26 protein-coding genes are annotated in these 25,172 nt (G+C 65.8%); 19 read left to right on the top strand and 7 right to left on the bottom strand.

The window, feature by feature from the left end; genetic code table 11:
• The first annotated feature begins 30 nt into the window (after nt 1–30).
• Nucleotides 31–1,620 (top strand): ABC-F family ATPase, encoded by a 1,590-nt coding sequence (locus tag RND78_RS15920; RefSeq protein WP_312730140.1) that lies wholly within the window; start codon nt 31–33, stop codon nt 1,618–1,620.
• 454 nt (nt 1,621–2,074) lie between these two features.
• Complete coding sequence (mqo, locus tag RND78_RS15915) at nt 2,075–3,571, top strand: malate dehydrogenase (quinone) (protein WP_312730139.1); 1,497 nt, start codon at nt 2,075–2,077, stop codon at nt 3,569–3,571.
• Between the two features lie 75 nt (nt 3,572–3,646).
• On the opposite strand, the gene RND78_RS15910 is transcribed toward mqo, so the two are convergent.
• From RND78_RS15910 to RND78_RS15900, 3 genes are all read right to left on the bottom strand, one after another.
• Entirely contained in the window at nt 3,647–5,395 is a 1,749-nt protein-coding gene (locus tag RND78_RS15910; protein ID WP_312730225.1) for a gamma-glutamyltransferase family protein, read from the bottom strand.
• A gap of 110 nt (nt 5,396–5,505) precedes the next feature.
• A complete protein-coding gene (locus tag RND78_RS15905; protein ID WP_312730137.1) occupies nt 5,506–6,009 on the bottom strand; it encodes a DUF1294 domain-containing protein in 504 nt (167 codons plus the stop codon).
• Nucleotides 6,006–6,842: an undecaprenyl-diphosphate phosphatase gene (locus RND78_RS15900; protein ID WP_312730136.1), complete on the bottom strand. Its 837-nt coding sequence runs from the start codon at nt 6,840–6,842 to the stop codon at nt 6,006–6,008. Before RND78_RS15900 ends, RND78_RS15905 begins: the two co-directional genes overlap by 4 nt.
• A gap of 265 nt (nt 6,843–7,107) precedes the next feature.
• On the opposite strand from RND78_RS15900, the gene pnuC reads away from it, so the two are divergent.
• From pnuC to RND78_RS15875, 5 genes are all read left to right on the top strand, one after another.
• Nucleotides 7,108–7,671 (top strand): nicotinamide riboside transporter PnuC, encoded by a 564-nt coding sequence (gene pnuC, locus RND78_RS15895; protein ID WP_312730223.1) that lies wholly within the window; start codon nt 7,108–7,110, stop codon nt 7,669–7,671.
• Nucleotides 7,668–8,195, top strand: coding sequence for an AAA family ATPase (locus RND78_RS15890; RefSeq protein WP_312730134.1), 528 nt, complete (start codon nt 7,668–7,670; stop codon nt 8,193–8,195). Before pnuC ends, RND78_RS15890 begins: the two co-directional genes overlap by 4 nt.
• Before the next feature lie 37 nt (nt 8,196–8,232).
• On the top strand, nt 8,233–8,787 hold the full coding sequence (locus RND78_RS15885; RefSeq protein ID WP_312730133.1) for a Smr/MutS family protein: 555 nt from the start codon (nt 8,233–8,235) through the stop codon (nt 8,785–8,787).
• Between the two features lie 63 nt (nt 8,788–8,850).
• On the top strand, nt 8,851–9,399 hold the full coding sequence (gene folE / locus RND78_RS15880; protein ID WP_312730132.1) for a GTP cyclohydrolase I FolE: 549 nt from the start codon (nt 8,851–8,853) through the stop codon (nt 9,397–9,399).
• A 61-nt stretch (nt 9,400–9,460) separates the two neighbouring features.
• Complete coding sequence (locus tag RND78_RS15875; protein WP_312730131.1) at nt 9,461–9,766, top strand: putative quinol monooxygenase; 306 nt, start codon at nt 9,461–9,463, stop codon at nt 9,764–9,766.
• A gap of 284 nt (nt 9,767–10,050) precedes the next feature.
• On the opposite strand, the gene RND78_RS15870 is transcribed toward RND78_RS15875, so the two are convergent.
• Entirely contained in the window at nt 10,051–10,599 is a 549-nt protein-coding gene (locus RND78_RS15870) for an adenine phosphoribosyltransferase (protein WP_312730129.1), read from the bottom strand.
• Nucleotides 10,600–10,808: 209 nt separating this feature from the next.
• Between RND78_RS15870 and RND78_RS15865 the strand changes: the two genes are divergently transcribed.
• The 6 genes from RND78_RS15865 to rbsD are packed head-to-tail and all read left to right on the top strand — an operon-like array spanning nt 10,809 to nt 16,631.
• The gene (locus RND78_RS15865; RefSeq protein ID WP_295467006.1) at nt 10,809–11,765 is read left to right on the top strand and encodes a sugar ABC transporter substrate-binding protein; all 957 of its coding nucleotides are present in this window, start codon (nt 10,809–10,811) and stop codon (nt 11,763–11,765) included.
• A gap of 17 nt (nt 11,766–11,782) precedes the next feature.
• Nucleotides 11,783–13,339 carry a sugar ABC transporter ATP-binding protein gene (locus tag RND78_RS15860; protein ID WP_312730126.1) on the top strand — a complete coding sequence of 519 codons (1,557 nt, stop codon included), beginning with the start codon at nt 11,783–11,785 and terminating at the stop codon, nt 13,337–13,339.
• Nucleotides 13,336–14,313, top strand: a complete 978-nt coding sequence (locus tag RND78_RS15855) for an ABC transporter permease (RefSeq protein WP_312730125.1) — start codon at nt 13,336–13,338, stop codon at nt 14,311–14,313. Before RND78_RS15860 ends, RND78_RS15855 begins: the two co-directional genes overlap by 4 nt.
• Nucleotides 14,313–15,332, top strand: coding sequence for a LacI family DNA-binding transcriptional regulator (locus RND78_RS15850; protein WP_312730124.1), 1,020 nt, complete (start codon nt 14,313–14,315; stop codon nt 15,330–15,332). Before RND78_RS15855 ends, RND78_RS15850 begins: the two co-directional genes overlap by 1 nt.
• The gene (rbsK, locus tag RND78_RS15845) at nt 15,322–16,230 is read left to right on the top strand and encodes a ribokinase (RefSeq protein WP_312730121.1); all 909 of its coding nucleotides are present in this window, start codon (nt 15,322–15,324) and stop codon (nt 16,228–16,230) included. The genes RND78_RS15850 and rbsK overlap by 11 nt, the downstream gene beginning before the upstream one ends.
• Nucleotides 16,227–16,631: a D-ribose pyranase gene (gene rbsD, locus RND78_RS15840; RefSeq protein WP_312730119.1), complete on the top strand. Its 405-nt coding sequence runs from the start codon at nt 16,227–16,229 to the stop codon at nt 16,629–16,631. Before rbsK ends, rbsD begins: the two co-directional genes overlap by 4 nt.
• A gap of 24 nt (nt 16,632–16,655) precedes the next feature.
• On the opposite strand, the gene RND78_RS15835 is transcribed toward rbsD, so the two are convergent.
• The gene (locus RND78_RS15835) at nt 16,656–19,526 is read right to left on the bottom strand and encodes an EAL domain-containing protein (RefSeq protein ID WP_312730118.1); all 2,871 of its coding nucleotides are present in this window, start codon (nt 19,524–19,526) and stop codon (nt 16,656–16,658) included.
• Nucleotides 19,527–19,876: 350 nt separating this feature from the next.
• Between RND78_RS15835 and RND78_RS15830 the strand changes: the two genes are divergently transcribed.
• The 4 genes from RND78_RS15830 (at nt 19,877) to RND78_RS15815 (ending at nt 22,102) form a co-directional block, all read left to right on the top strand.
• The gene (locus tag RND78_RS15830) at nt 19,877–20,389 is read left to right on the top strand and encodes a ferritin-like domain-containing protein (RefSeq protein WP_312730115.1); all 513 of its coding nucleotides are present in this window, start codon (nt 19,877–19,879) and stop codon (nt 20,387–20,389) included.
• Nucleotides 20,390–20,429: 40 nt separating this feature from the next.
• Nucleotides 20,430–21,329 (top strand): manganese catalase family protein, encoded by a 900-nt coding sequence (locus tag RND78_RS15825; protein ID WP_312730113.1) that lies wholly within the window; start codon nt 20,430–20,432, stop codon nt 21,327–21,329.
• A 118-nt stretch (nt 21,330–21,447) separates the two neighbouring features.
• Entirely contained in the window at nt 21,448–21,576 is a 129-nt protein-coding gene (locus RND78_RS15820) for a hypothetical protein (protein ID WP_295466990.1), read from the top strand.
• Between the two features lie 103 nt (nt 21,577–21,679).
• On the top strand, nt 21,680–22,102 hold the full coding sequence (locus RND78_RS15815) for a hypothetical protein (protein ID WP_312730109.1): 423 nt from the start codon (nt 21,680–21,682) through the stop codon (nt 22,100–22,102).
• A 47-nt stretch (nt 22,103–22,149) separates the two neighbouring features.
• Here RND78_RS15815 and RND78_RS15810 read toward each other — a convergent pair whose 3' ends face one another.
• Both RND78_RS15810 and RND78_RS15805 read right to left on the bottom strand, forming a co-directional pair.
• On the bottom strand, nt 22,150–22,749 hold the full coding sequence (locus RND78_RS15810) for a glutathione S-transferase family protein (RefSeq protein ID WP_312730108.1): 600 nt from the start codon (nt 22,747–22,749) through the stop codon (nt 22,150–22,152).
• Nucleotide 22,750: 1 nt separating this feature from the next.
• Nucleotides 22,751–23,917, bottom strand: a complete 1,167-nt coding sequence (locus RND78_RS15805; RefSeq protein ID WP_312730107.1) for a PLP-dependent aminotransferase family protein — start codon at nt 23,915–23,917, stop codon at nt 22,751–22,753.
• A 79-nt stretch (nt 23,918–23,996) separates the two neighbouring features.
• On the opposite strand from RND78_RS15805, the gene RND78_RS15800 reads away from it, so the two are divergent.
• Nucleotides 23,997–24,458, top strand: a complete 462-nt coding sequence (locus tag RND78_RS15800; protein ID WP_312730105.1) for a MarR family transcriptional regulator — start codon at nt 23,997–23,999, stop codon at nt 24,456–24,458.
• A gap of 108 nt (nt 24,459–24,566) precedes the next feature.
• Nucleotides 24,567–25,172 carry a LysE family translocator gene (locus tag RND78_RS15795; protein ID WP_312730104.1) on the top strand — a complete coding sequence of 202 codons (606 nt, stop codon included), beginning with the start codon at nt 24,567–24,569 and terminating at the stop codon, nt 25,170–25,172.

The following is a 25,172-nucleotide window of genomic DNA, read 5'->3' as shown; positions in this document are numbered from 1 at the left end:
AAAGCTTTACGTCCTTGATAGGTAAGCCCCTTGATCTCCACCGCTAACATCACCATGCAGTTCGGCGCCAAGCCGCTGTTCGAGAACGTGTCCGTCAAATTCGGCAACGGTCATCGCTACGGCCTGATCGGCGCCAACGGCTGCGGCAAGTCCACCTTCATGAAGATCCTCGGGGGCGATCTCGAACCCACCGGCGGCCAGGTGATGCTGGAGCCCAACGTGCGTCTGGGCAAGCTGCGCCAGGACCAGTTCGCCTACGAGGATTGCACGGTCATCGACACGGTGATCATGGGCCACGCCGAACTGGCCAAGGTCAAGGCCGAGCGCGACCGCATCTATTCGCTGCCGGAAATGAGCGAAGACGACGGCATGGCCGTGGCCGAACTGGAAGTGCAGTTCGCCGAATTCGACGGCTATACCGCCGAAGCCCGGGCCGGCGAGCTACTGCTCGGCCTGGGTATTCCGCAGGACCAGCACTTCGGTCCCATGAGCGCAGTCGCTCCCGGTTGGAAGCTGCGGGTGCTGCTGGCCCAGGCGCTGTTCTCAGACCCGGAACTGCTGCTGCTCGACGAACCCACCAACCACTTGGACATCAACACCATTCGTTGGTTGGAAGGCATCCTGGTCGCGCGCAACAGCACCATGATCATCATTTCCCACGACCGCCACTTCCTGAACAGCGTCTGCACCCACATGGCCGACCTGGACTATGGCGAGCTGCGCCTCTTCCCCGGCAACTACGACGAGTACATGACCGCCGCCACCCAGGCCCGCGAGCGCCTGCTGTCGGACAACGCCAAGAAGAAGGCCCAGATCGCCGAACTGCAGCAGTTCGTCAGCCGCTTCTCGGCCAACGCCTCCAAGGCCAAGCAGGCCACCAGCCGGGCGCGCCAGATCGACAAGATCCAGCTGGACGAGGTCAAGCCATCCAGCCGCGTCAGCCCCTTCATCCGCTTCGAGCAGTACAAGAAGCTGCATCGCCAGGCGGTGACGCTGGAGAACGTCACCCAGGGCTTCGACGGCACCCCGCTGTTCAAGCGCCTTGGCCTGCAGATCGAGGCCGGCGAGCGCGTGGCCATCATCGGTCCCAACGGCATCGGCAAGACCACCCTGCTGCGTACCCTGGTGGGCGAGATGGCGCCGCAGAGCGGCGAGGTGAAGTGGACCGACAGTGCCGACGTCGGTTACTTCGCCCAGGACCACGCCGAGGACTTCGCCGACGACGTCACCCTGTTCGACTGGATGGGCCAGTGGACCCAGGGTGGCGAGCAACTGGTACGTGGCACCCTGGGGCGCATGCTGTTCTCCAGCGACGACATCCAGAAGTCGGTCAAGGTGATCTCCGGTGGCGAGCAGGGTCGCATGCTGTTCGGCAAGCTGATCCTGAAGAAGCCCAATGTGCTGGTGATGGACGAACCCACCAACCACCTGGACATGGAATCCATCGAGGCCCTCAACCTGGCGCTGGAGAACTACCCGGGTACGCTGATCTTCGTCAGCCACGACCGGGAATTCGTGTCCTCCCTGGCCACCCGCATCCTCGACATGAGCGAGAGCGGCATCGTCGACTTCAGCGGCAGCTACGACGACTACTTGCGCAGCCAGGGCATCAACGGTTGACGTCAAGGCCCGTGTAGTGACTATCAGGACTCACTACACGGGCAAAATAGAGGGTGCCCTAAGCAGTTACCCTAGGTATCATTTCGCACCGAAACGGGTACTCGACCAGGATCGCCGCGATCAATAGCCATCGTTTGCGCCGGGAGACCAGGGGTCTCCTGCCACGTCTCGTAACACGTAGCGCCCCTCACCGGCACGCTCGACGGGCTCCCTGTCGCATCCTGATCGCCCGCTACACCGCCTGGCTTCCGCGGAACGCCAAGGCAAGCCGCTCCACCCCTCTCAATCAGAACATTGCCGGACGGCCGCTGTCGCATCTGACTGCTGCGCCCTACCGGTTGCCTACCCATGTCTGGCCCTCGTTGGCCGATGCGGGTCGCCCCATTCGAGGTCAGGCGCCGACGCCTGGTCTCCCTCAGGTGTAATGCGAGACACGGTCTCAGGAGTACGATGAATGCACAGTGGTAACGAAGAGTCGGATTTCGTTTTCGTCGGCGCGGGAATCATGAGCGCGACCCTGGCGGTCATGCTCAAGGAGCTGGAGCCCGCGAGTACCGTCGAAGTGCTCGAACTGCTCGACGTAGGCGCAGCGGAAAGTTCCAACCCCTGGAACAACGCCGGAACCGGCCATGCAGCTCTCTGCGAGCTGAACTACACGCCCGAGAAGGCCGACGGCAGCATCGACATCACCAAGGCACTCAGCATCAATGGCATGTTCGAGGCCTCCAAGCAGTTCTGGTCCTACCTGGTCGAGGAAGGCCACTTCGGTTCGCCCCGTGCCTTCATCAGTCCCGTGCCGCACATGTCCTTCGTCCACGGCGCCAAGGACATGGCCTTCCTGCGCAAGCGCTATGAGGCGCTCAAGGACCATGCCTGCTTCGACGGCATGGAGTACTCCGAGGACCACGCCAAGCTGCGCGAGTGGATGCCCCTGGTGATGGAAGGCCGTCCGGCGACCGAAGCCGTGGCGGCCACCCACGTGGCCGGAGGCACCGACGTCAACTTCGGTGCCCTGACCATGAGCCTGCTGGGTCACCTGCAGACCCGCCCGGGCACCCAGGTCCGCTACAACCAGAAGGTGGTGGACCTGAGCCGCGAGGCCGACCAGCGGTGGCGCCTGACGATTGAGGACAGCCGCTCCGGGGCCACCCGTACGGTCATCGCCAAGTTCGTCTTTCTCGGCGCCGGTGGCGCGGCCCTGCCGCTGCTGCAGAAGTCCGGTATTCCCGAGGGCGCTGGCTACGGCGGCTTCCCGGTGAGCGGCCAGTGGCTGCGCTGCGACGATCCGCACATCGTCGAGCGCCACCAGGCCAAGGTCTACGGCCTGGCCGGCGTCAACTCGCCGCCGATGTCGGTCCCGCACCTGGACACCCGTGTGGTCGACGGCAAGAAATCCCTGCTGTTCGGCCCCTTCGCCGGCTTCACCACCAAGTTCCTCAAGCGCGGCTCCTTCCTCGACCTGCCCAAGTCGATCAAGCCGAGCAACATCGGCCCCATGCTCGCCGTGGCGCGAGACAACATGCCGCTGACCCGCTACCTGGTCGGCCAGGTCATGCAGTCCTTCGACCAGCGCGTCGAGGAACTGAGGGCCTTCTACCCGGCCGTGCGCAAGCAGGACTGGCGCCTGGAAGTGGCCGGCCAGCGGGTGCAGATCATCAAGAAGGACCCGCAGAAAGGCGGCATCCTGCAGTTCGGCACCGAGATCGTCGCCTCCGGTGACGGCACCATCGCCGCCCTGCTGGGCGCCTCCCCCGGTGCCTCCACCTCGGTGTCCATCATGCTGACCCTGGTCGAACGCTGCTTCCCGAGCCGCTTCCAGAGCGAAGACTGGCAGGCCAAGCTGCGCAACATGTTCCCGGCCTTCGGCCACAAGCTGGCGGAAGAACCCGAGCTGCTGCGTGAAGTGCGGGAACGCACCACCCGCGTACTGCAACTCGATCAACCCGCGTAACCGCCCTGCTCCGCTCCCTCTTCCCCTGGGAGAGGGTTGGGGTGAGCGCCTATCGCCGGTCGGCGAGCGCCCCCCCTAATCACCCAACGCCGCCCCTTCCCGCCGCGGATCGGCGCCGCCCTGCCAACCCGAGCCAATACGCCGGATGACCTGGATGCCACTGGTCATCTCGTCCTCGCGCACCTCATGCCCCCGCTGTTCCAGCGCCTTGCGCAAGCCTGGCGTGGTCTGCCCGAGCTCCAGCTCCGTGGGACCGTTGCGGCTACCGAAATTCGGCAATCCCGCCGCCGCCTGGGCATCCAGCTGCCAGTCCAGCAAGCCGACCAGGGTCTTGACCACGTAGCCGGCGATCTGCGAACCGCCGGGCGACCCCAGGGCCGCCACCAGGGCGCCGCTGTCCCGGTCGAACACCAGGGTGGGCGACATCGTCGAGCGCGGACGCTTGCCCGGTTCCACCCGATTGGCCACCGGCAGGCCCTTCTCCCGCGGCACGAAGGAGAAGTCCGTCAGTTGGTTGTTGAGCATGAAGCCCTTCACCATCAGGTGGGAACCGAAGTAGCTCTCCACCGTGGTGGTCATGGACAACGCACCACCCCAGGCATCGGCCGCCACTACCTGGGAGGTGGAGATGCGCAGCGGCGAGCGGTCCGGCGCCCAGGCCAGATTCGGACCAGGCGGCGTGCCAGGCGCAGCCTTGCCGAGGCTGCGCTCGCCGATCAGTTGCGCGCGACTGGCCAGGTAGCCACCATCCAGTAGGCCCTTGACATTGACCGGTACACGATCCGGGTCCGCCACGTACTGAGCGCGGTCGGCATAGGCCAGGCGCTCGGCCTCGGCGATCAGGTGCACCGCTTCCGGGCGCGGCTCCTGGCCGGCCGGCAGCGGCGTCGCCACCGGTCGTAGGGGCGCCAGGGCCCAGGCGGGATCGCGGGCTTCCAAGGCCTGGAGGATGCCCAGGGTCTGGGCCACGGTGAGGCCGCCGGCTGGCGGCGGCATGCCGCAGACACGCCAGCGCTTGTAGTCGCTGCAGAGCGGCGTACGGGGCTTGGCGCGATAGCCGGTGAGGTCCTGCAGATTCAGGCTACCCGGATTGGGGCTCTGCTGGACCGCCGTCGCGATGGCCTGGGCGATGTCGCCGCGATAGAGAGCATTGGCCCCCTCCTTGGCGATCGCTGCCAGGGTCGCCGCCAGCTCCGGGTTGCGCAGCAGGGTGCCAACCGGCTTCACCTTTCCGCGCGGATCGAGATAGAGCGCCACCATGGCGGGCGAATCCTGCAGGAAGGGATCGTGAAGGAGCTGGTTGTGCAGCCGCGGCGAGAGCGGAAAGCCCTCACGTGCCAGGCGGATGGCCGGCGCGAACAGGCTCTGCCAAGCCAGCCGTCCATGGTCGCGGTGCGCCAGTTCCAGGGCGCGCAACACGCCTGGCACCCCGACCGAGCGGCCACCGATGCGCGCCTCCTCGAAGGCCATGGGCGTCCCGTCCGGTCGCAGGAACAGCCCTTCCGTGGCACCCGCCGGGGCGGTCTCGCGACCATCGTAGGCCTGGACCTGGCGACCATCCCAATAGAGCAGGAAGGCGCCCCCGCCGATGCCCGAGGACTGCGGCTCGACCAGGGTCAGGACCGCCTGCATGGCGATGGCGGCATCGATGGCGCTACCACCCTGGCGCAGGATCTCGCGACCGGCCTCGGCTGCCAGCGGATTGGCCGCCGCCGCCAACTGCTGCCGGGCCTGGGTCGCCACCAGTCCGGTTCGGTAACCGGAACCGGCTTCCGGGGCTGGAGGCAGCGTCGTCTTCTGACTGGGGGTGCAGGCGGCCAGCATCAACGCCAGCAGCGAGGGAATGAGCAGCGATGGAGGAATGGGCAACGGGTGTCTCCTTGGCAACGGGGCGGCGTTCGCCTGCCAAGCCTAGACCATCACCCTCGCCGGCGCTAAAAGAGCGGCAACCGGCGATGCAGGACACCGCCGCAGAGCACGTCCAGCCAGAGCAACTGATGCAGGGCGACGATGGCGAAGAACACCAGGCGAAAGCTCAGCTTGACCGTCTTGTGGCGAAAGCGCTGCTGGGCGATCAGGGCGCCGGGCCAGCCGCCCAGCAATTCACCCAGGTGCAGGATCCGCTCCGGTACGCGCCAGCCCTTGTCGCGGGCGCGCTGCTTGTCGTGCCGGTAGAGCAAGAAGGTCACGACGCTGGCCAAGGCATACAGCGCCATCGGCCAGAGCACCCCACGACCGAAGGCCAGAGACAGCATGCCGACCAGGGGCAGGATGAAGACGCCGATCTGCAACAGCAGCAGCATGTCTTGCCGAGCGATGGCAGCGCGCTGCTGATAGGGCGTCGGTGCGGTCGCCCGCTTGGCGGTCTTCGGCGCAGCGGCCTGCGTAGACGCACGAGCCGGCTTGCGCCGGCTCTGCTGTTCCTGCTCCGGTTTCACCCGGCCGCCTTGGCCGCGTGCCAGTCGATCCAGCCGAATTGCCAGGTGGCCAGGATGAGCAGGCCGAAGACGATGCGATACCAGCCGAACACCTCGTAGCTGTGCTTGCCGATGAACTTGAGCAAGGCCTTGACCGCCAACATGGCGAAGATGAAGGAGGTGATGAAGCCGACCCCGAACACCAGCACGTCGTTGGCGGTGAACAGGTGGCGATACTTGTAGACCGAGTAGACGGTCGCCCCGACCATGGTCGGCATGGCCAGGAAGAAGGAGAACTCGGTAGCCGCCTTGCGCGACAGGCCGAACAGCAGGCCGCCGATGATGGTCGAGCCGGAGCGCGAGGTACCCGGGATCATCGCCAGGCACTGGGCACAGCCGACCTTGAGGGCGTCATGCCAGCGCATGTCGTCCACCTCTTCCACGCGGATGCGATGGGTACGCTTTTCCGCCCAGATCATGATCACGCCGCCGATCACCAGGGCGAAGGCCACGGTGATGGGGTTGAACAGGTACTCGTGGATCAGGCCACCCAGGATCACCCCGAGCACCGCGGCCGGCAGGAAGGCGACGATCAGGTTGCCGGTGAACCGCTGCGCATAGGATTTGCGCGGCAGGTCGGTGACGATCTCGAAGACCTTGACCCGGTATTCCCAGACCACGGCCAGGATGGCCGCCAACTGGATGATGATGTTGAAGGCGATGGCCCTTTCGCCACCGAAACCGATGAGATCGGCGACGATGATCTGGTGACCGGTGCTGGAAATGGGCAGGAACTCGGTGATGCCCTCGACGATCCCCAGAATCAGCGCCTGCAAGGCACTCCATAGGTCCATGGTATTACTCCATCCAAGTGAAACATTGCAGGTAGCCGGAGCTGCAGGCTCCAGCGGCAACGGGGTTCGAACCGTGACGCTCCGCAGGGCATGGCCCTTTGCGGTACCCAGGACAGCTTGAGCTGTGGTGGTCGCCCGGCACCTTACCAGAGCGAGACCGGTTGAAGAGACCGATGAACGGCCATTAGGTGCCGTACAATGGCCAATCGAATCTCTCCGGATGTGAAGCATGTCGTTTCTGGAATCTCTCACCACCTTCATGGGCATGTCCACGATCGAGCTGGTGGCTGCTGTCCTGGGCATCGTCGCGGTCTGGCTCACCGTGCGGCAAAACATCTGGGGCTGGCCCATCGGCCTGGTGATGGTGGTGCTCTACGTCTGGATCTTCTACGACGTGAAGCTCTACTCGGACATGCTGCTGCAGTGCGTCTATGCGGTGCTGCAACTCTACGGCTGGTGGCAGTGGCTGCGCGGCGGCCGACAACATCAGGGCCGCGAGGTCACCTCGCTCGGCGGGGCACCGATAGCGGGCGGTCTGGCCGTCGGCGCGTTCGGCAGCCTCGCGCTCGGCTATCTCATGGGCACCCATACCGACGCCGCCCTACCCTGGCTGGATGCGGCGCTCACTGGCTTCAGCCTGGTCGCCCAGTTCTGGATGGCGCAGAAGCGCCTGCAGTGCTGGGCGCTGTGGTTCGTGCTGGACGTCATCTACGTCGGGCTCTTCTACTACAAGGGCCTCTACCCCACCGCGGTGCTCTACGCCGTCTTCGTTGGCCTCGCGGCCTATGGCTGGCGTGACTGGCGCCGGGCCCTGGCGGACGCACGATGAAAGTAGTGGTGCTGACCGGCCCCGAGTCGAGCGGCAAATCCTGGCTCGCGCAGAACCTGAACGAGAGATTCGGCGGTCTCCGAGTGGACGAGTACGTGCGGGAGTATTGCGCGCTGCATGGCACCGACACCACCCTGGCCGACGTTGACGTCATCGCGCGCGAGCAACTGCGCCGCGAAGATGCGGGCCGCGTCGTTGCCCCAGCACTCCTGCTGCTGGACACCCATCTGCTGAGCAACCTGCTGTGGAGTCGGCTGCTGTTCGGCACCGCACCGGCCTGGCTGGAGCCAGCCCTGCTGGCGCGCCGCTACGATCTGCACCTGCTGCTCGATCCCCGCGGGGTCGACTGGCAGGACGACGGTCAGCGCTGCCAGCCGGAGTTGGACGCCCGAATGGATTTCTTCGACCGCTGTCGGAACTGGCTAGGGGCTCACGATCAACCGGTACTGGAAATCGCCGGCGACTGGGGCGCGCGACAGGACGCCGCCCTGGCGGCGGTCAGCCGATTGCTGCACGAGGCCTGACCCGCCGGTAGAATGACGCCCTGTACCGGAGAACCCCATGCACGATGACGATGCCTCTTTCGCTGACTTCACCCGCGGGATCCGTCCGCTCAAGCAGGATCGTGCCGACACCGGCAAACCACGCGCCGACCGCGCCCAGATCGCCCAGCGCCGCACCGATGCGACCAAGACCACGGCCAGCATCCGGGTCGACGGCCTGAGCGATGCTTTCGTCATCGACGTAGGCGCCGAAGACGAACTCTACTGGGGCCGGGATGGCGTGCAGGACACCCAGCTGCGGCGCCTCAAGGCCGGCCAGATCCCTTTCGAAGGCAGCCTGGACCTGCACGGCATGACCGTGGAAAGGGCCCGGCAGACCCTCTGGGACTTCCTCGCCGAGGCGACCCGCCTGGAGATCCGCTGCGTGCGCATCACCCATGGCAAGGCCGCCCGCCTGGACGGGCGCCGGCCACTGATCAAGAGTCACGTCAACACCTGGCTGCGTCAGCATCCGCAGGTGCTGGGCTTCACCTCCTGCCTGCCCCGCCACGGTGGAACCGGCTCGCTTTATGTCTTGCTCAAGCGCACCATGCTCGAAGGTCGCGACGAGTGACTCCGCGACTCGGGTGACGTCTCATCCGAGCGCCAACCTCCTTATCGACAAACAGGAACCCAAATGTCTCTCGAACAGCACTACTCCTCGATCCTGACCGGACTCGGCGAAGACATCGGCCGGGAGGGGCTGGTGGACACGCCCAAGCGGGCGGCCAAGGCCATGCAGTACCTCTGCCGTGGCTACAACCAGACGCTGGAAGAAGTCGTGGGTGAAGCGCTCTTCACTTCCGATAACAGCGAGATGGTGCTGGTCAAGAACATCGAGCTGTACTCCCTGTGCGAGCACCACATGCTGCCCTTCATCGGCAAGGCGCACGTCGCCTATATGCCCAGTGGCAAGGTGCTGGGCCTGTCCAAGGTGGCGCGCATCGTCGACATGTTCGCCCGCCGGCTGCAGATCCAGGAGAACATGACCCGGCAGATCGCCGAGGCCATCGAGAAGGTCACGGGCGCAGCCGGCGTCGCGGTGGTCATCGAGGCGCAGCACATGTGCATGATGATGCGCGGCGTGGAGAAGCAGAACTCCTCCATGGTCACCTCGGTGATGCTTGGCCAGTTCCGCTCCAATGACGCGACCCGCGCCGAATTCCTCGGCCTGATCAATCGCTGAGCCCGCCGCGACGTCCGTTGCCCTGGAGGGTCGAACCCTCGACCTTCCAGGAGCCCCGCCCATGCCGGATGTCCACAGCCTCACCCTGCTAAGAGCCCAACCCGAACGATCCCTCGCGCTGGGTGCCCACCTGCTGGACCTGGCCGCACTGGCCGTGAAGGATGCCGGCTGCCTGGACTATCGGGTGTTCCAGGGCAGCGAAGATGGCGATCTCTGGGTGATCCAGGCGCGCTGGGCATCGGTCGCGGCTCAGGACGACCACTTCAACCAGCCGCATACCCTCGCCTTCCTCGACGAGTTACCCAAGCTGGCGGATGAGGTGGATCTTTATCCCTTGGCGCCGAGGGGCTCGATAGGGGGAAGTTGAGTTCGAGGACGACGCCGTTATCGCGGCCATGGGCCGCTCCTACAGCACTAAGGTACCAATCTCCTCTGGCCGCTTGCAGCCCCCAGAGTCGTAGAGTGGACAACGGCGCAGCCTTGTCCACGAACGGGCATTGGCATCAAGTGGAAAACGCTACGGGCTAACACAATCGCGGCCATGGGCCGCTCCTACAGATGTTCGGTGTACCTGTAGGAGCGGCCCATGGCCGCGATGGATGAGAGCAAAAGCACAGCAGGCGGACCGCGATGGCCGCGATCAGCCGCAACTCAATACTCGGACAACGCAAAGCTCGTCAGCGCGAAAGTCGGAATACCGGCAGCTTGCAGGCGCTTGGAGCCGCCCAGTTCCGGCAGGTCGACGATGGCCGCGGCTTCGTGGACGTGGGCTCCCAGGCGCTTGATCAGGTTGCCGGCGGCGACCAGGGTGCCGCCGGTGGCGATGAGGTCATCGACCAGCAGCACCGAATCACCGGCGCCGACGCTGTCCTTGTGCACCTCGATCACGGAATCGCCGTACTCGGTGCTGTAGACCTCGGTCAGCAGTTCGGCCGGCAGCTTGCCCTGCTTGCGGAACAGCACCAGCGGCTTGCCCAGTTCGTAGGCCAGGATCGGACCGATGAGGAAGCCCCGCGCGTCCAGCGCCCCGACATGAGTGAAGGAGGCGCCTCGGTAACGCTCCAGCAGCGCCTCCATGACGGCCCGCAGGCCCTCGGGCGACTGGAACAGCGGCGTGATGTCCCGAAAGATCACCCCGGCCTTGGGAAAATCGGGCACGGCGCGGATGAGGGATTTCAAGGCGGATTCGGAAAAGGACATGGCGAAGACTCGTCGGCGGCGGGCGCCTGGCAGAAAAACAAGGGGCGCAGTATAGCGGTCCATGGCTGACCGGAGCCAACCAACCGTCCCGCCGCGCTGAATCGATTCATGTAGTGGCAGTGATTGACAGCTACCTGCTCTCGCACCATTCTTTGGCGGACGCAAACGTTTGCGCGACTACAACAACCATAAGAATTCGGAGATCCCCTATGCTGGCCTTCCGTCCTGCCCGCCTGCTGGCGGCCATCGCCCTTACCTCCGCTTCGCTGATCCTGCCGCTCACCGCCAGTCATGCCACGGCCGCCGAGAAACCCAAGGTCGCGCTGGTCATGAAGTCCCTGGCCAACGAATTCTTCCTGACCATGGAAGACGGCGCCAAGACCTACCAGAAAGAACATGCCGCCGACTTCGACCTGATCTCCAACGGGATCAAGGACGAGACCGACACCTCCAGCCAGATCCGTATCGTCGAGCAGATGATCGTGTCCAAGGTCGATGCCCTGGTCATCGCCCCGGCCGACTCCAAGGCGCTGGTCCCGGTGCTGAAGAAGGCCAGCGACGCGGGTATCAAGGTGGTCAACATCGACAACCGCCTGGACCCCGAGGTACTGAAATCCAAGTCCCTGGACATCCCCTTCGTCGGTCCCGACAACCGCAAGGGCGCACGCCTGGTGGGCGAATACCTGGCCAAGCAGCTCAAGCAGGGTGATCAGGTCGGCATCATCGAGGGCGTCTCCACCACCACCAACGCCCAGCAGCGCACCGCCGGCTTCAAGGACGCCATGGAAGCGGCCGGCATGAAGATCGTCGGCGTGCAGTCCGGCAACTGGGAGATCGACAAGGGCAACGCCGTCGCCGCGGCCATGCTCAACGAATACCCCGATCTGAAGGCCCTGCTGGCCGGTAACGACAGCATGGCGTTGGGCGCGGTCTCCGCGGTGCGCGCGGCCGGCAAGAAGGGCCAGGTGCAGGTCGTCGGCTACGACAACATCAAGGCCATCCACCCGATGCTGAAAGACGGTCGCGTCCTCGCCACCGCCGACCAGTTCGCCGCCAAGCAGGCCGTGTTCGGTATCGAAGCCGCGCTCAAGCTGGTCAAGGGCGAGCCCACCGGTGCCAAGGACGGGGTGATCGAGACACCGGTCGAACTCGTCACCCAGCCCTGATCCGAGGAGAGCCTCCCATGTCGTCCGAGGTGATCCTCAGCGCCCGTGACATCGGCAAGACCTATGCACAGCCGGTACTCGGCGGCGTGGACCTGGAACTGCGCGCCGGCGAGGTGCTGGCGCTCACCGGGGAAAACGGCGCCGGCAAGAGCACCCTGTCCAAGATCCTCTGTGGCCTGGTGCAACCCACCACCGGCGAACTGAGCTTCCTCGGCCGACCCTATGCCCCGGGCAGCCGCCGCGACGCGGAGGCCCAGGGGGTGCGGATGGTCATGCAGGAACTCAACCTGCTGCCCACCCTCACCGTGGCGGAAAATCTCTTTCTCGACCGGCTGCCCCGGCGGCTGGGCTGGATCGACCGTCGCCAACTGCGCGAACAGGCGCGACTGGCGATGGCCCAGGTCGGCCTGGAAGCCATCGACCCGGATACCCCCATCGCCGAACTGGGCGTGGGGCACCAGCAGATGGTGGAAATCGCCCGCAACCTGATCGGCGATTGCCGGGTGCTGATCCTCGACGAACCCACCGCCATGCTCACCTCCCGCGAGGTGGAACTGCTGTTCGAGCAGATCGAGCGCCTGCGCGCCCGGGGGGTGGCGCTGGTCTACATCTCCCATCGCCTGGAAGAGCTCAAGCGCATCGCCCAGCAACTGGTGGTGCTGCGCGACGGCCGCCTGGTCGCCGATGCACCCATGGTGCAATACGACACCGACCAGATCGTCAGCCTCATGGTGGGACGCGATCTCGGTGAACACCTGGACATGGGCGAACGCCGCTTCGGCCCGCCCCTGCTGGAAGTGCAGGGCCTGAAGCGTGCCGACAAGGTCCAGGACGTGTCCTTCAGTGTGCGGGCCGGGGAAATCTACGGCATCTCCGGCCTCATCGGTGCCGGCCGGACCGAGCTGTTGCGCCTGATCTTCGGCGCCGACCGGGCCGATTCCGGCGCGGTACGCCTGGCCGGTCAGCCGGTGGACCTGGGTTCGCCCGCCAAGGTGGTGCGCCAGGGCATCGCCCTCATCACCGAGGACCGCAAGGGCGAAGGCCTGTTGCTCAGCCAGCCGATCGCCGCCAACCTCGCCTTGGGCAACATGGACAAGGTGGCGCAGCAGGGCCTGGTCAACGGCAGTCGCGAGGCCGAGCTGGCCCAGCGTCACATCAAGGGCTTGCGCATCCGTTGCAACGACGGCACCCAGGCAGTGGGCGAACTGTCCGGCGGCAACCAGCAGAAGGTGGTCATCGGCCGCTGGCTGGAGCGTGACTGCCAGGTGCTGCTGTTCGACGAACCCACGCGCGGCATCGACGTCGGCGCCAAGTTCGAGATCTACGGCCTGCTGGCCGAGTTGACCCGTCAGGGCAAGGCCCTGGTGGTGGTCTCCAGCGACCTGCGCGAACTGATGCTGATCTGCGATCGCATCGGCGTGCTGTCCGCCGGCCGCCTGGTCGATACCTTCGATCGTCATGACTGGGATCAGGAGCGGCTGCTGGCGGCCGCCTTCGCCGGCTATCGCTCCCGCGAAGCCCTGCTGGAAGAACCTGTCCCGCCGCAACCCCTTTCTCAGGAAGCCATTCGATGAGCAGTCTTCCCGTCACCTCCTCCCGACGTGCCTTCGGCCTGGGCCTGGGTACCTACGTGGGCCTGGCCGCCGCCCTGCTGGCGATGATCGTGCTGTTCTCCGTGCTGAGCAGCCATTTCCTCTCCTACGCCACCTTCACCACCCTGGCCAACCAGATCCCCGACCTCATGGTGCTGGCCACCGGCATGACCTTCATCCTCATCATCGGCGGTATCGACCTCTCGGTCGGCTCGGTGGTGGCCCTGGCCGCGGCGGTGGTCAGCGTCGCCACCCTGGAATGGGGCTGGGGCATCCTGCCCGCCGCTGCCCTGGGCATGCTCGCCGCCGCCCTGACCGGCACCCTCACCGGTAGCGTCACGGTGGCCTGGCGCATCCCCTCCTTCATCGTCTCCCTGGGCGTACTGGAGATGGCCCGCGGCGCCGCCTACCAGTTGACCGACTCGCGCACCGCCTACATCGGCGATGCCTATGCCTGGCTGTCGACGCCCTTCGCCTTCGGCATCTCGCCCTCCTTCGTCATCGCCCTGCTGGTGATCGTGGTGGCGCAACTGCTGCTGACCCGCTCGGTGCTCGGCCGCTACCTGATCGCCATCGGCACCAACGAGGAAGCGGTACGTCTGGCGGGGATCAATCCCAAGCCCTACAAGGTCATCGTCTTCGCCCTCATGGGCCTGCTGGCGGGCCTGGCCGCGCTGTTCCAGATCTCGCGCCTGGAAGCCGCCGACCCCAATGCCGGCGTCGGCCTGGAACTGCAGGTGATCGCCGCCGTGGTGATCGGCGGGACCAGTCTCATGGGCGGCCGTGGCTCGGTGATCAGCACCTTCTTCGGAGTACTCATCATCTCGGTACTGGCCGCGGGCCTGGCCCAGATCGGTGCCAGCGAGCCGACCAAGCGCATCATCACCGGCGCGGTCATCGTCGTCGCCGTGATCCTCGACACCTACCGTAGCCAGCGCGCCAAGAGACAGGGCTGATGGCCACGATCAAGGACGTCGCGGCCCGCGCCGGCATCTCCTACACCACGGTGTCCCACGTGGTGAACAACACCCGTCCGGTCAGTCCGGGAGTGCGGGAGAAGGTCGAGGCCGCCATCGCCGAACTGGGCTACGTGCCCAGCGGCGTCGCCCGTTCCTTGCGCAACCAGGCCACCGGCACCTTCGGCGTGCTGGTGCCCAATGCGGTGAACCCCTACTTCGCCGAACTGGCCCGGGGTATCGAGGACCATTGCGAACGCCAGGGCTACAGCGTGATCCTGTGCAATTCCGATGACGATGCCGACAAACAGCTGCGCTACCTGCGGGTCTTGCGCGAGCGCCGCATCGACGGCCTGGTGGTCGCCACGGTAGACGGCGATCCGCGCTTCGCCAAGGCGCTGGCCGGGCTGCGCATCCCACTGGTGCTGGTGGACCGTCCGCTGGAAGGGGTCCAGGCCGGGCACATCCGCGTCGACCACCACCAGGGCGGCCTGCTCGCCACGCGGCACCTGCTGGAGCTGGGGCACAGGCGCATCGCCTGCCTCGGCGGCCCGGCCGACTCACCGGTCGCCAGCGAGCGGGTGGCCGGTTACCAGCAAGCCCTGGCCGAGGCTGGCTTCGCGCCAGGCATGATCCGTCGCTGCGCCTTCACCGCGGCCGCTGGCCACGCCGAAGCCCAGGCACTGCTGGCACAGCCAGGTGGCCCGACCGCGATCTTCGCCGGCAACGACACCATCGCCCTGGGCGTGCTGCGTGCGGCGGCCGAACGCGGCCTGCGGGTACCGGCGCAACTGTCGGTGGTGGGCTTCGACGACATCGAACTCAGCCGCTACCTCTACCCTGCACTGACCACCATCGGCCAATCGATCCGCGACCTTGGCGAGCAGGCAGCGCAGTTGCTGCTGGCGCGCCGCGAAACGGTCAGCAGCCCTTCCACCCACGACATCGCCGTACCTCGGCTGGTGCTGCGCGAATCCACCGCGGCCCCTTCTGCTCTGGAGACCTCCCATGCACCCTGACGTCGTCGTCATCGGTAGCCTCAACATGGATCTGGTGGTGCGCACCCCGCGCCTGCCCAAGGGTGGCGAAACCCTCGCCGGCCATGCCTTCGCCACCGCCCCGGGCGGCAAGGGCGCGAATCAGGCGGTAGCCGCCGCGCGCCTGGGCGCCCAGGTCGCCATGATCGGGTGCGTCGGCGCCGATCCCTATGGCGACTTCCTCACCCGCAGCCTGGTCCAGGAAGGCATCGACTGCCGCGGCGTCTCGGTGGCGAACGACGTACCCACCGGCATCGCCTCCATTCTGGTCGACGACCAGGGCCAGAACGCCATCGTCATCGTCGCGGGCGGTAACGGCGAGCTGTCCGTCGCGCACCTGCAGGCCCAGGAAGCCCTGCTGGCCAAGGCCAAGATCGTCATCGCCCAGCTGGAAGTGCCGCTCGCCACCGTCGGTGGCGCCCTGGCGCGCGCCCGGGCGCTGGGCAAGACGGTGATCCTCAACCCGGCACCCGCGACCGGCCCCCTGCCCGCCGACTGGTACGCCCATATCGACTACCTCGTGCCCAACGAAAGCGAAGCGAGCCTGCTCACCGGACTACCGGTGGACAATCGCGAGCAAGCCGAGGCCGCGGCGCGCCAGTTGATCGCGGCCGGCGCCCGTCAGGTGCTGCTGACCCTGGGTAGCCAGGGCTTGCTGCAGGTCACCGCCGAGGGTTGCCGGCACCATCCGGCCACCCCGGTGCAGGCGGTGGACACCACCGCCGCCGGCGACACCTTCCTCGGGGGATTCGCAGCCGGCCTGGCGGAGGGGCTGAGCGTCACGGAGGCCATCGCCCTCGGCCAGCGGGCCGCCGCTATCGCTGTCACTCGCCCGGGCGCCCAGCCGTCCATTCCCACACGCCAGGAGCTCGCCCGGTGAAGAAGACCGCCCTGCTCAACATCGCCCTGTCGCACGCCGTCGCCAGTCTCGGCCACGGTGATCGAGTGGTCATCGGCGACGCCGGCATGCCGGTGCCACCCGGCACGCCCCTGGTCGACCTGGCCGTCAGCCACGGGATCCCCGATTTTCTCAGTGTGCTGCAGGCGCTGCTCAGCGAGATGCAGGTGGAAAGCCACCTGCTCGCCGAGGAAACCCTCACCGCTCAGCCACCGGCGCTGGCCGAGCTGGAACGCCTGACCGCCGCAGGCGCCCTCGGCCGCCGCCAGCGGGTCTCCCACGAGGAACTGAAGGCGCTGTGTCAGGGAGCCCGGGTGCAGATCCGTACTGGAGAGTGCCAGCCCTACACCAACCTGATCCTGGTCGCTGGCGTCACCTTCTAGTGGCCTAACGGCTGGAAGAGGCGCTCAGGGGTTGGCGGCCAGCAGCCGGCGGATCGCCGGGAGATCCATCGGTCTGGCGAAGTGATAGCCCTGGGCATGGCCGGCGCCCATGTCCTTGAGCAGTTGCAGTGCCTGGTCATCCTCGACGCCCTCGGCGACCACGTCGAGTTCCAGGGATTCGGCCATGCGTACTATGGCGCGCACGATGGCCACGCTGCGCGTGCTGTCCGCCAGGCGCAGCACGAAGGACTTGTCGATCTTGAGGCCGCGAAAGCGGTATTCGTGGACATAGCCGAGCGACGAGAAGCCCGCGCCGAAGTCATCCAGCACCACCGATACCCCGTGGCGATCCAGGGCCTCCATGGTGGCTTTGGCCTGGGCCGGCTCAGCCACCAGCGCTCCCTCGGTCAGCTCCAGGCAGATGCGCGAAGGCGCCACGCCATGGGCGGCCAGGATGCCCAGCACCTCGTCGGCGAATTCCGGTCGCACGATGCTGTAGCTGGAGCAGTTGACATGCACCACCGGCCAATCGGCCTGGGCCGGCTCGGCCAGGATGGCAGCGATGCGCGTCAGCATGTAGGTATCCAACCGGCCGATCAGCCGTAGGCCTTCCAGCTCCGGCAGGAAGGCGCCCGGCGCCAGGACGCTGCCATCGGGCTGGCGCCAGCGGATCAAGGCCTCCAGTGCCGCCACCCGCCCGCTCGTCACCTCGACGATGGGCTGGAAGAAAGGCTCCAGCTCGTTGTCGTGCTTGAGTGCCTTGCGCAAGGCACCCTCGCGGACCACCTGGTCGGAGACGACCTGGCGCAACTCCTGGTTGAACACGGCGAAGTTGTCGCGCCCGCCTTGCTTCACGCGGTACATCGCGGTGTCGGCGTCGCGCAGCAGATCATCCGGCTGGCGATGAAGACTCGGATCGGCGACCACGATGCCGATGCTGCAGGAGGCGAACAGGCTGTGATCGTCGATCACCAGGGGACGATCGAAGGCCTCGATGATGCGCTGGGCGATGGCCACCGGAAACTCCAGCCCAGCGCCGGGCACCAGGATGGCGAATTCGTCGCCGCCCAGGCGCGCCAGCAGATCGGTCTCGCGCAGGCAACCGGACAGCCGCGCGGCCGCCGCCACCAGCAGCAGGTCACCGAAGGGATGACCGAACTGATCGTTGACCCGCTTGAAACGGTCCAGATCGAGGAACATCACCGCCAGGCCACTGCCATCGCGTTCCAGCGCGCTCCAGAGCTCACCCAGGCGTTGCTGGAAGAAGCTGCGATTGGGCAGGCGCGTGAGGGCGTCGTGGTTGTTCTCGTACAGCAGCCGGGCGTTGGCTTCGTCCAGCGCCTTGGTCCGCTCCTGCACCCGCACTTCCAGGGCCAGCCGGGATTGCAGTACCGCCTCCGCAGCGCTGCGCCGCGACAAGGCGGTGTCGATGTGGCGGGAGACGAAGGTGAGCAGTTCCTGATCGCGGGTGCTGTAGTAGACCTCCTCACGATAGCTCTGCACCGCCAGCACCCCACGGACGTGCTGGCCATCGTAGAGCGGTATACCCAGCCAGGAATAGGCCTCGGGCGTCCCCTCGACGGGTGTGATCTCCCCTCGCTCGATCAGCTCCCGTGCCTTCTGCTGATCGATGAGGCAAGGACAGCGCTGGCGGATGGTGTATTCCGTGTAGCCACGGGTCCTGCGGCGCCTGATCGGCGCCTGGGTACGTCGCTCGTCGACGAAATAGGGAAAGCTCACCTCGCCGGACGCATCGTCATACAGCGCAATGTAGAAGTTCTGCGCATAGATCAGCTCCCCCACCACCTGGTGCAGGCCGCTCAGCAGGTCGGTCATGTCGGGGCTGGCGCTGGACAGCTCGGCGATGCGAAACAGCGCCGCCTGCAACTGCTCGGCGCGCTCCCGTTCGATGATCTGCTCGCGCAGGCGCGCGTTGAGCTCGGAGAGCTCCTGGGTACGCTGTCCCACCGTCGCCTCGAGATCCTCGCGCCGGAGAATGCGATCCAGCGCCATGGCCACGTCGCGGGCGATGACCTGGAACAGCGCCTGGTCTTCGCTGCCGTAGCGGCGTTCGCGATCATAGACCTGCAGGCTGAGCACGCCGAAGGTGCGGTCGGCGCCGTCCTTGAGCGGAATGCCCATCCAGAATTCGGGCACCGTGCCCTGGCAATAGTAGGGGCCCTGCTCCAGGGCGAACTCGATGGCCTCCTTGGACAGCAGCAGCGGTTCGCCGTGGAGCAGGATATGGGCGGTCAGGCTCGGCCGGTGGCGATCCAGGGACTCGAAGGAACCAGGCTCGGGCGGAGATTCGTCGCGCTGGTCGAAATAGTAGGGATAGTGGATGCGTTCGGATACCGGATCCAGCAGCGCCAGGCAGAGATTCTCGGCATCGATCAGCGCCTCCAGCAGCTCGTGGGTGCGCTGCATGAACAGCTGGCGATCCACCGTCGAACTTGCCAGGTAGGTGATGTCGTAAAGCACCTGCTGGATGGCCTGGGCGCGCTCGAGCTGCCGCTGCTGCAGAACGAAACCGAAGCGCAGGGCCAGGGCGGCGAAATCGGTACGGCCATCGGGACGGGCAAGCAACCAGCCCGGCGGCGTAGGCCCGCAGCCGGTGGGATGGGAAAGGACGGCGTGCTCGGCACGCAGCGCGGCCAATTGGGCATCGTCGAGCGACATCGGCCAGTGGCCCGCCGCGTCGCCCTCTGCGGTCCGGCACCAGCCGCCACGGCGCTGATACCAGGCCCAATCGGCGTCGGCGGCCGACTCGCGCAATCGCGCGACGATCCGCTCCGGATCGACGTCCAGGCCGTTCGGGTCCGGCCAGCGGCTGCTCTCGTGCCCACCCTGCCCAGTCGAACCCGAGCCCGGATGTCCCTCCTCAGGCACGTTCATGCTGACTCCTTCCCCCTGCATCGTCGAATCCTGACACAAATGCAGATCGTTCCGCCACGTGGAGGGTGAACGGTATCCAGGGCCGTGCGAACGGTAAAAATATGACTATAAGCGGGCCCAGCCGAGACAAGACTTATACAACCAAAACCGTTGCGTACAACAAAAAGGGCTGCCAGACCTCCCGCCGCCGCTGGGGTTGTCAAACAAAATCCGCCCGCCTTCCCCACCGATCCGAAAGGCCCTCCCCGCCCGAATCTCTGCTTCCTCCTGGCCCACTAATGACCAGACAGAACTTGGATCCGGTGGCGACGACGGACCATCGCCACGTCATTTTCCAGCAGGAGTTTTCCATGACCGTATCCAAAAAAGACAACCTTATCGATTGGCTGCGCGACGCCCACGGCATGGAAGAGCAGGCGGAAAAGATGCTCACTGCCCAGTTGGCCCGCCTGGAGCATTACCCCCGCCTGCGCCAACGCATCGAGCAGCACATCCGGGAAACCCAGGAGCAGCGCCAGGTGATCGAGAGTTGCCTGAGCCGACTCGGCAGCAGCCCCTCCACCCTCAAGGACATGGGCGGCAAGTTGCTGGCGCTGGGCCAGGCCATCGGCGGCAGCGCCATGAGCGATGAGGTCATCAAGGGCGCCATCGCCGGCTATGCCTTCGAAAACATCGAGATCGCCACCTACACCACGCTGATCGCGGCGGCTGCCGAGATCGGCGACAGCGAAACGCAGCAGGCCTGCGAACGCATCCTCGAACAGGAGAAGGCCATGGCGGCCTGGTTGCTCGAAGACCTGCCCGCCACCACCAGAGCCTTCCTGGAACGCTCCGCCGATCCCGACCTGACCGCGAAGCGCTGAACCACCCCCGCGTTACCCGTGACTAGCCCCTGGAGGTTACATGTTCGTCCATAACAAGCGACTGCAATACACCGTGCGCGTGTCCGAACCCAATCCCGGCCTCGCCAACCTGATGCTGGAACAATTCGGCGGTCCCCAAGGCGAACTCGCCGCCGCCATGCGCTACTTCACCCAGGCGATAGCCGAGCTGGACCCGGGCCGCAAGGACATGCTGTTCGACATCGCCACCGAGGAACTCAGCCACCTGGAGATCATCGGCTCGCTGATCGCCATGCTGAACAAGGGCGCCAAGGGCGACTTGGCGGAGAAGACCCAGGCTGAGGCGGACATGTATCGATCCCTGACCGGAGCCGGCAACGATTCCCACGTCACCCAGATCCTCTATGGCGGCGGCCCTGCCCTGGTCAACTCGGCAGGTGTGCCCTGGACCGCCGCCTACATCGACACCATCGGCGAGCCGACCATCGACCTGAGATCCAACATCGCCGCCGAGGCCCGCGCCAAGATCGTCTACGAGCGGCTGATCAACGTCACCGATGATCCGGGCATCCAGGACACCCTGAGCTTCCTGATGACCCGCGAGATCGCCCACCAGAAGTCCTTCGAGAACGCCCTGCACTCCATCCAGCCCAACTTCCCCCAGGGCAAGGTGCCGCCGCGGCCGGAATACGCCAGCGTCTACTACAACCTGTCGCAAGGCGAAGGCGATCTGCGCGGCCCCTGGAACCAGGGCCAGGACTGGGAATACGTCGAGCAGCCCGGCCCGGCGGTGGATGGCGGCGACGGCCTGGCCGCCGTGCAACTGCCATCGAAGCAAGCCAAGGCGGTCGAACAACTAGCGACCCGCACCCTGTCCGACCCGAGCGCCGCCCCGGTGACCGGTGCCGACCTGGGCGCCGGTCTCGCCCAGAAGCTCGACAAGAACCGCCTGGAAGAGTGATGCCCCGACTTGCCGACGCGGCAGTAGCGTCGGCAAGTCTTCCTCCTTTATCTGTCGTCTTACCTTTCGTCGGCACGCCGGCAAATCGCCACACTCCCTACGAACCTGGCCAGTTGCCATGAGTCCTATCGCCATCATCGTAGTAGGGGAAACCTTGATGGAAGATTATCTGTTGGCCTTCGCCATGGTCGCTCTGACCGCGCTTTTCATCGGCCTCACGACCGTCGGTCTGGTGGAAATCACCTGATGGCGCTTTGCCGCCTTCTGTGCTGAACATTTGCCTGGCAGCGTAGTCTGCCGCTGTGCATTGATGCCACCACGTTGCACCGACGTAGTCAGGGACGCCCACCATGAAACGCCACGCTTTCGCTTCAGCCGTTGCGGTCGCTGCCCTCTGCAGCACCCCTGCCTTCGCCATGGACCAGGATGCGCTGCTCTTCGAGCAGACCACCATGGCCGCTTTCAAGACCTGCGCCAACAAGGCGGTCATCGCCGGCACGCGAATCGGCGACACGGCCCGTTTCGCCGATACCGACAGCTGTGTCACCGAGGCGCTGTCGCAGATCGAGCCGGCCTACCAGAAGGCCCTTACCTCGTTGCAGAACAACGGCACCGCGCGCCGTTGCTTGCAGACCTATTACAGCAACTGGACGGCGCTGATGAAGTCCCTGCCGGCGTTGCAGACCAAGCCACCGTCCTCGGTCCTGCTGACCGCCAACGGCGGCGAACGGCGGCTCAACCAGTACTGGCAATTCGTGGTGAGCGCACGCTGAACCGGCCAGGCTGGTACGAAGAGCGACCTGAGGTCGCTCTTTTGTTTTCAGCCAATCGCGACATGGCCTGGTTGGGCGGCTACCCGAGCCAGCCAGGCGCAGATCGCCGGAAAGTCATCCAGCGCGAAGCCGCCCTCATGGGCCACATGGGTATAGGCGTAGAGCGCGATGTCGGCGATGGAGTAGCACTCACCCACCAGGAAGGGCGTGCGCTGTAGTTGCCGTTCCATCACCCGCAATGCCTTGTAGCCCCGCACCAGGCAGATCTCGTATTCCTCGAGGCGCTCGGCGGGCATCCCCTGGTAAAGCTTGATGAAACGTGCCACGGCCACATAGGGCTCGTGGCTGTACTGCTCGAAGAACTGCCACTGCAGCACCTGGGTACGCAGACGCGGCTCGCTCGGCAGGAAGGCGGTGCCCTCCGCCAGGAAATTGAGGATGGCGTTGGACTCCCATAGGCAGGTGCCATCCTCCAGTTCCAGCACTGGAATCTTGCCATTCGGATTCTTCTCCAGGAACGCCGCGGTACGGGTCTCGCCCGCGAGGATGTCGACGTCGTGCCAGCGATACTCCACCCCCAGCAGGTGCAGCATCAACACGACCTTGTAGCAGTTGCCGGAACGGCGATCGCCATAGACCTGATACATCTCATAGCTCCTTGTGGGGGGTGGCTTGCCGGATCACTGTCGCCAGGCGGGCCAAGCCGGTATCGAGGCGTTCGGGTACCACATGGCTGAAGTTGAGGCGCAGGAAACCACGGTGCTGTTCGGGATCGGCGAAGAAGGGCTCGCCGGGCATGAAGGCAACGTGTTCCGCCAAGGCCTGATCCAACAGCGTACGGGTATCGATGGGCGTTTTCAGCCGCAACCAGAAGAACAGGCCACCCTGGGGCACCTGCCAGTCAGCGATATCCCTGAAATGCCGACTCAGGGCCACGGCGAAGCTGTCGCGACGCTCCCGGTAGAAATCCCGTACCTCGTCCAGATGCCGACGATAACGCTCGGTGCCCAGCCATTGCAGCACCTGCCACTGGCTGACGCGGCAGGTATGCAGGTCGGCCGCCTGCTTGAGCGCCCGCAACGGTTTGAGCAGCTCCGGCGAGGCGATCAGATAGCCCACGCGCAGACCGGGTAGCAGCGTCTTGGACAGGCTGCCGGTGTAGATCCAGGCGCTGCGCTGGAGGCGGGCGCAAAGCGGCTGTGCAGGCTCACCGTCATAGCACAGCTCGCGATAGGGTTCGTCTTCCACCAGGGTGACGCCGAACTCGTCCAGCAGCGCCGCCACCGCTGCCCGGTTGGCCGGGCTGTAGCGTACCCCCGACGGATTCTGGAAGGTCGGGATGAGATAGGCGAAGGCCGGGCGCCGCGCTGCCAGGCAGTCACGCAAGGCGGCAAGGTCCAGTCCTTCCGGTGTGAGGCTCACGCTCAGGCAGTCGGCGCCGAAGAACTGGAAGCTCTGCAGGGCCGCCAGGTAGGTGGGGCCTTCCAACAGCACCGGGGTGTCGACGTCGAGGTACAGCTTGGCGATCAGATCCAGGGCCTGCTGCGAGCCGGTGGTCACCAGTACCTGCTCCGCCGTGCAGTCCAGGCCATAGGCGCGGGCCTGGACGGCGATGGCCTCGCGCAGCGCGGGCTCGCCCTCGCTCATGCCGTACTGGCCCAGGCCAGCGGGCATGGCGCTCCAGTCCACTGTCGGCAGGCAGCGCTCTGCCGGCAGGCCACCGGCGAAGGACATCACCTCCGAACGCTGCGCCGCTGCCAGGATATCCCGGATCAGACTGCTCTTGAGCCTGGTCACCCGCTCGGAAAATGCCATCTTCCCTCCGTGGCCTGCGGCCGCCTAATGAGTCAAACTGATTGACCGACCCTAATGCACCTTGGAAAGACAAGTCAATATGCTTGACCTAAACCAGACCGCCAGCCAACGCGAAGTCATGGAAAGCTTCTTCTTCGGCTACCAGGCTTTCACCGCCAAGGCCGACGACATGCTCGCCCGCCGCGGCCTGAGTCGTGTCCACCAGCGCATCCTGTTCTTCATCGCGCGTGATCCCGGGCTCAGCAACAAAGCGCTGCTGGAGGTGCTCAACGTCAGCAAGCAGGCGCTGAACATCCCGCTGCGGCAGTTGCTGGAGATGCAGCTGGTGGTGGTGGAGACCGACGCCAGCGACAAGCGCAAGCGCAGACTGTCTTTGACCCGCGGTGGCGCGGCACTGGAGCAGACCCTGAGACGCGAGCAGATGCGCCTGGTGCAGACGGCGCTGGCCAGCGTCGGTCCCCAGGCCGCCGAGGGCTGGCTGGCGTTCAACCAGGCCTTGAGTGGCCGCTACACAGTGGCGAAAGGACGCCAGGACAGTTGAAAACTGTCAGTCGAGATAGCGCAACTGTAATGGTTTCTCGCCGCGCCGGTGTACGGATACCCGCACGCGCGCTCTGGCTAAGCTGGGACAAAGCCCAGGGAATCCACCATGACCGTCGAAATTCTCGCCGCCTTCGTTCTGTTCGCCTTCGTTTCTTCCGCCACGCCCGGCCCCAACAACATGATGCTGCTGGCCTCAGGCGTGAATTTCGGCTTCCGCAGGACCCTGCCGCACATGTTCGGCATCAGCCTCGGCCATATGCTGCTGGTCATCTGTACCGGCCTGGGGCTGGCGCAACTCTTCCTGCTCTATCCGCCGCTGCAGCTCGCTCTGCGCGTGGTGGGCGGTGCCTACCTGCTGTATCTCGCCTGGAAACTCGCCACCGCCGCCGCGCCTTCCCCCCGTGACGGCGCCAGCGGCAAGCCCTTCGGCTTCTTCCAGGCCGCTGCCTTCCAGTGGGTGAATCCCAAGGCCTGGGTGATGGCGATCACCGCCGTCACAGCCTATATTCCGGCGGAGAACTTCACCGCCAACCTGCTGCTGGTGGCCCTGCTCTTCGCCCTCATCAACCTGCCCAGCGTCAGTCTCTGGACCCTGTTCGGCATGGGTCTGCGCCGCCTGCTGAGTAGCCCGGCGCGTCTGCGGGTATTCAACTGGAGCATGGCGCTGCTGCTGGTGCTGTCGCTCTATCCGATCCTGTTCGGCCACCATTGA

The sequence above is a fragment of the Pseudomonas oryzihabitans genome, from assembly GCF_032027545.1.
GTDB lineage: Bacteria > Pseudomonadota > Gammaproteobacteria > Pseudomonadales > Pseudomonadaceae > Chryseomonas > Chryseomonas oryzihabitans_F.
This window is presented reverse-complemented; position numbering and strand designations above follow the sequence as displayed.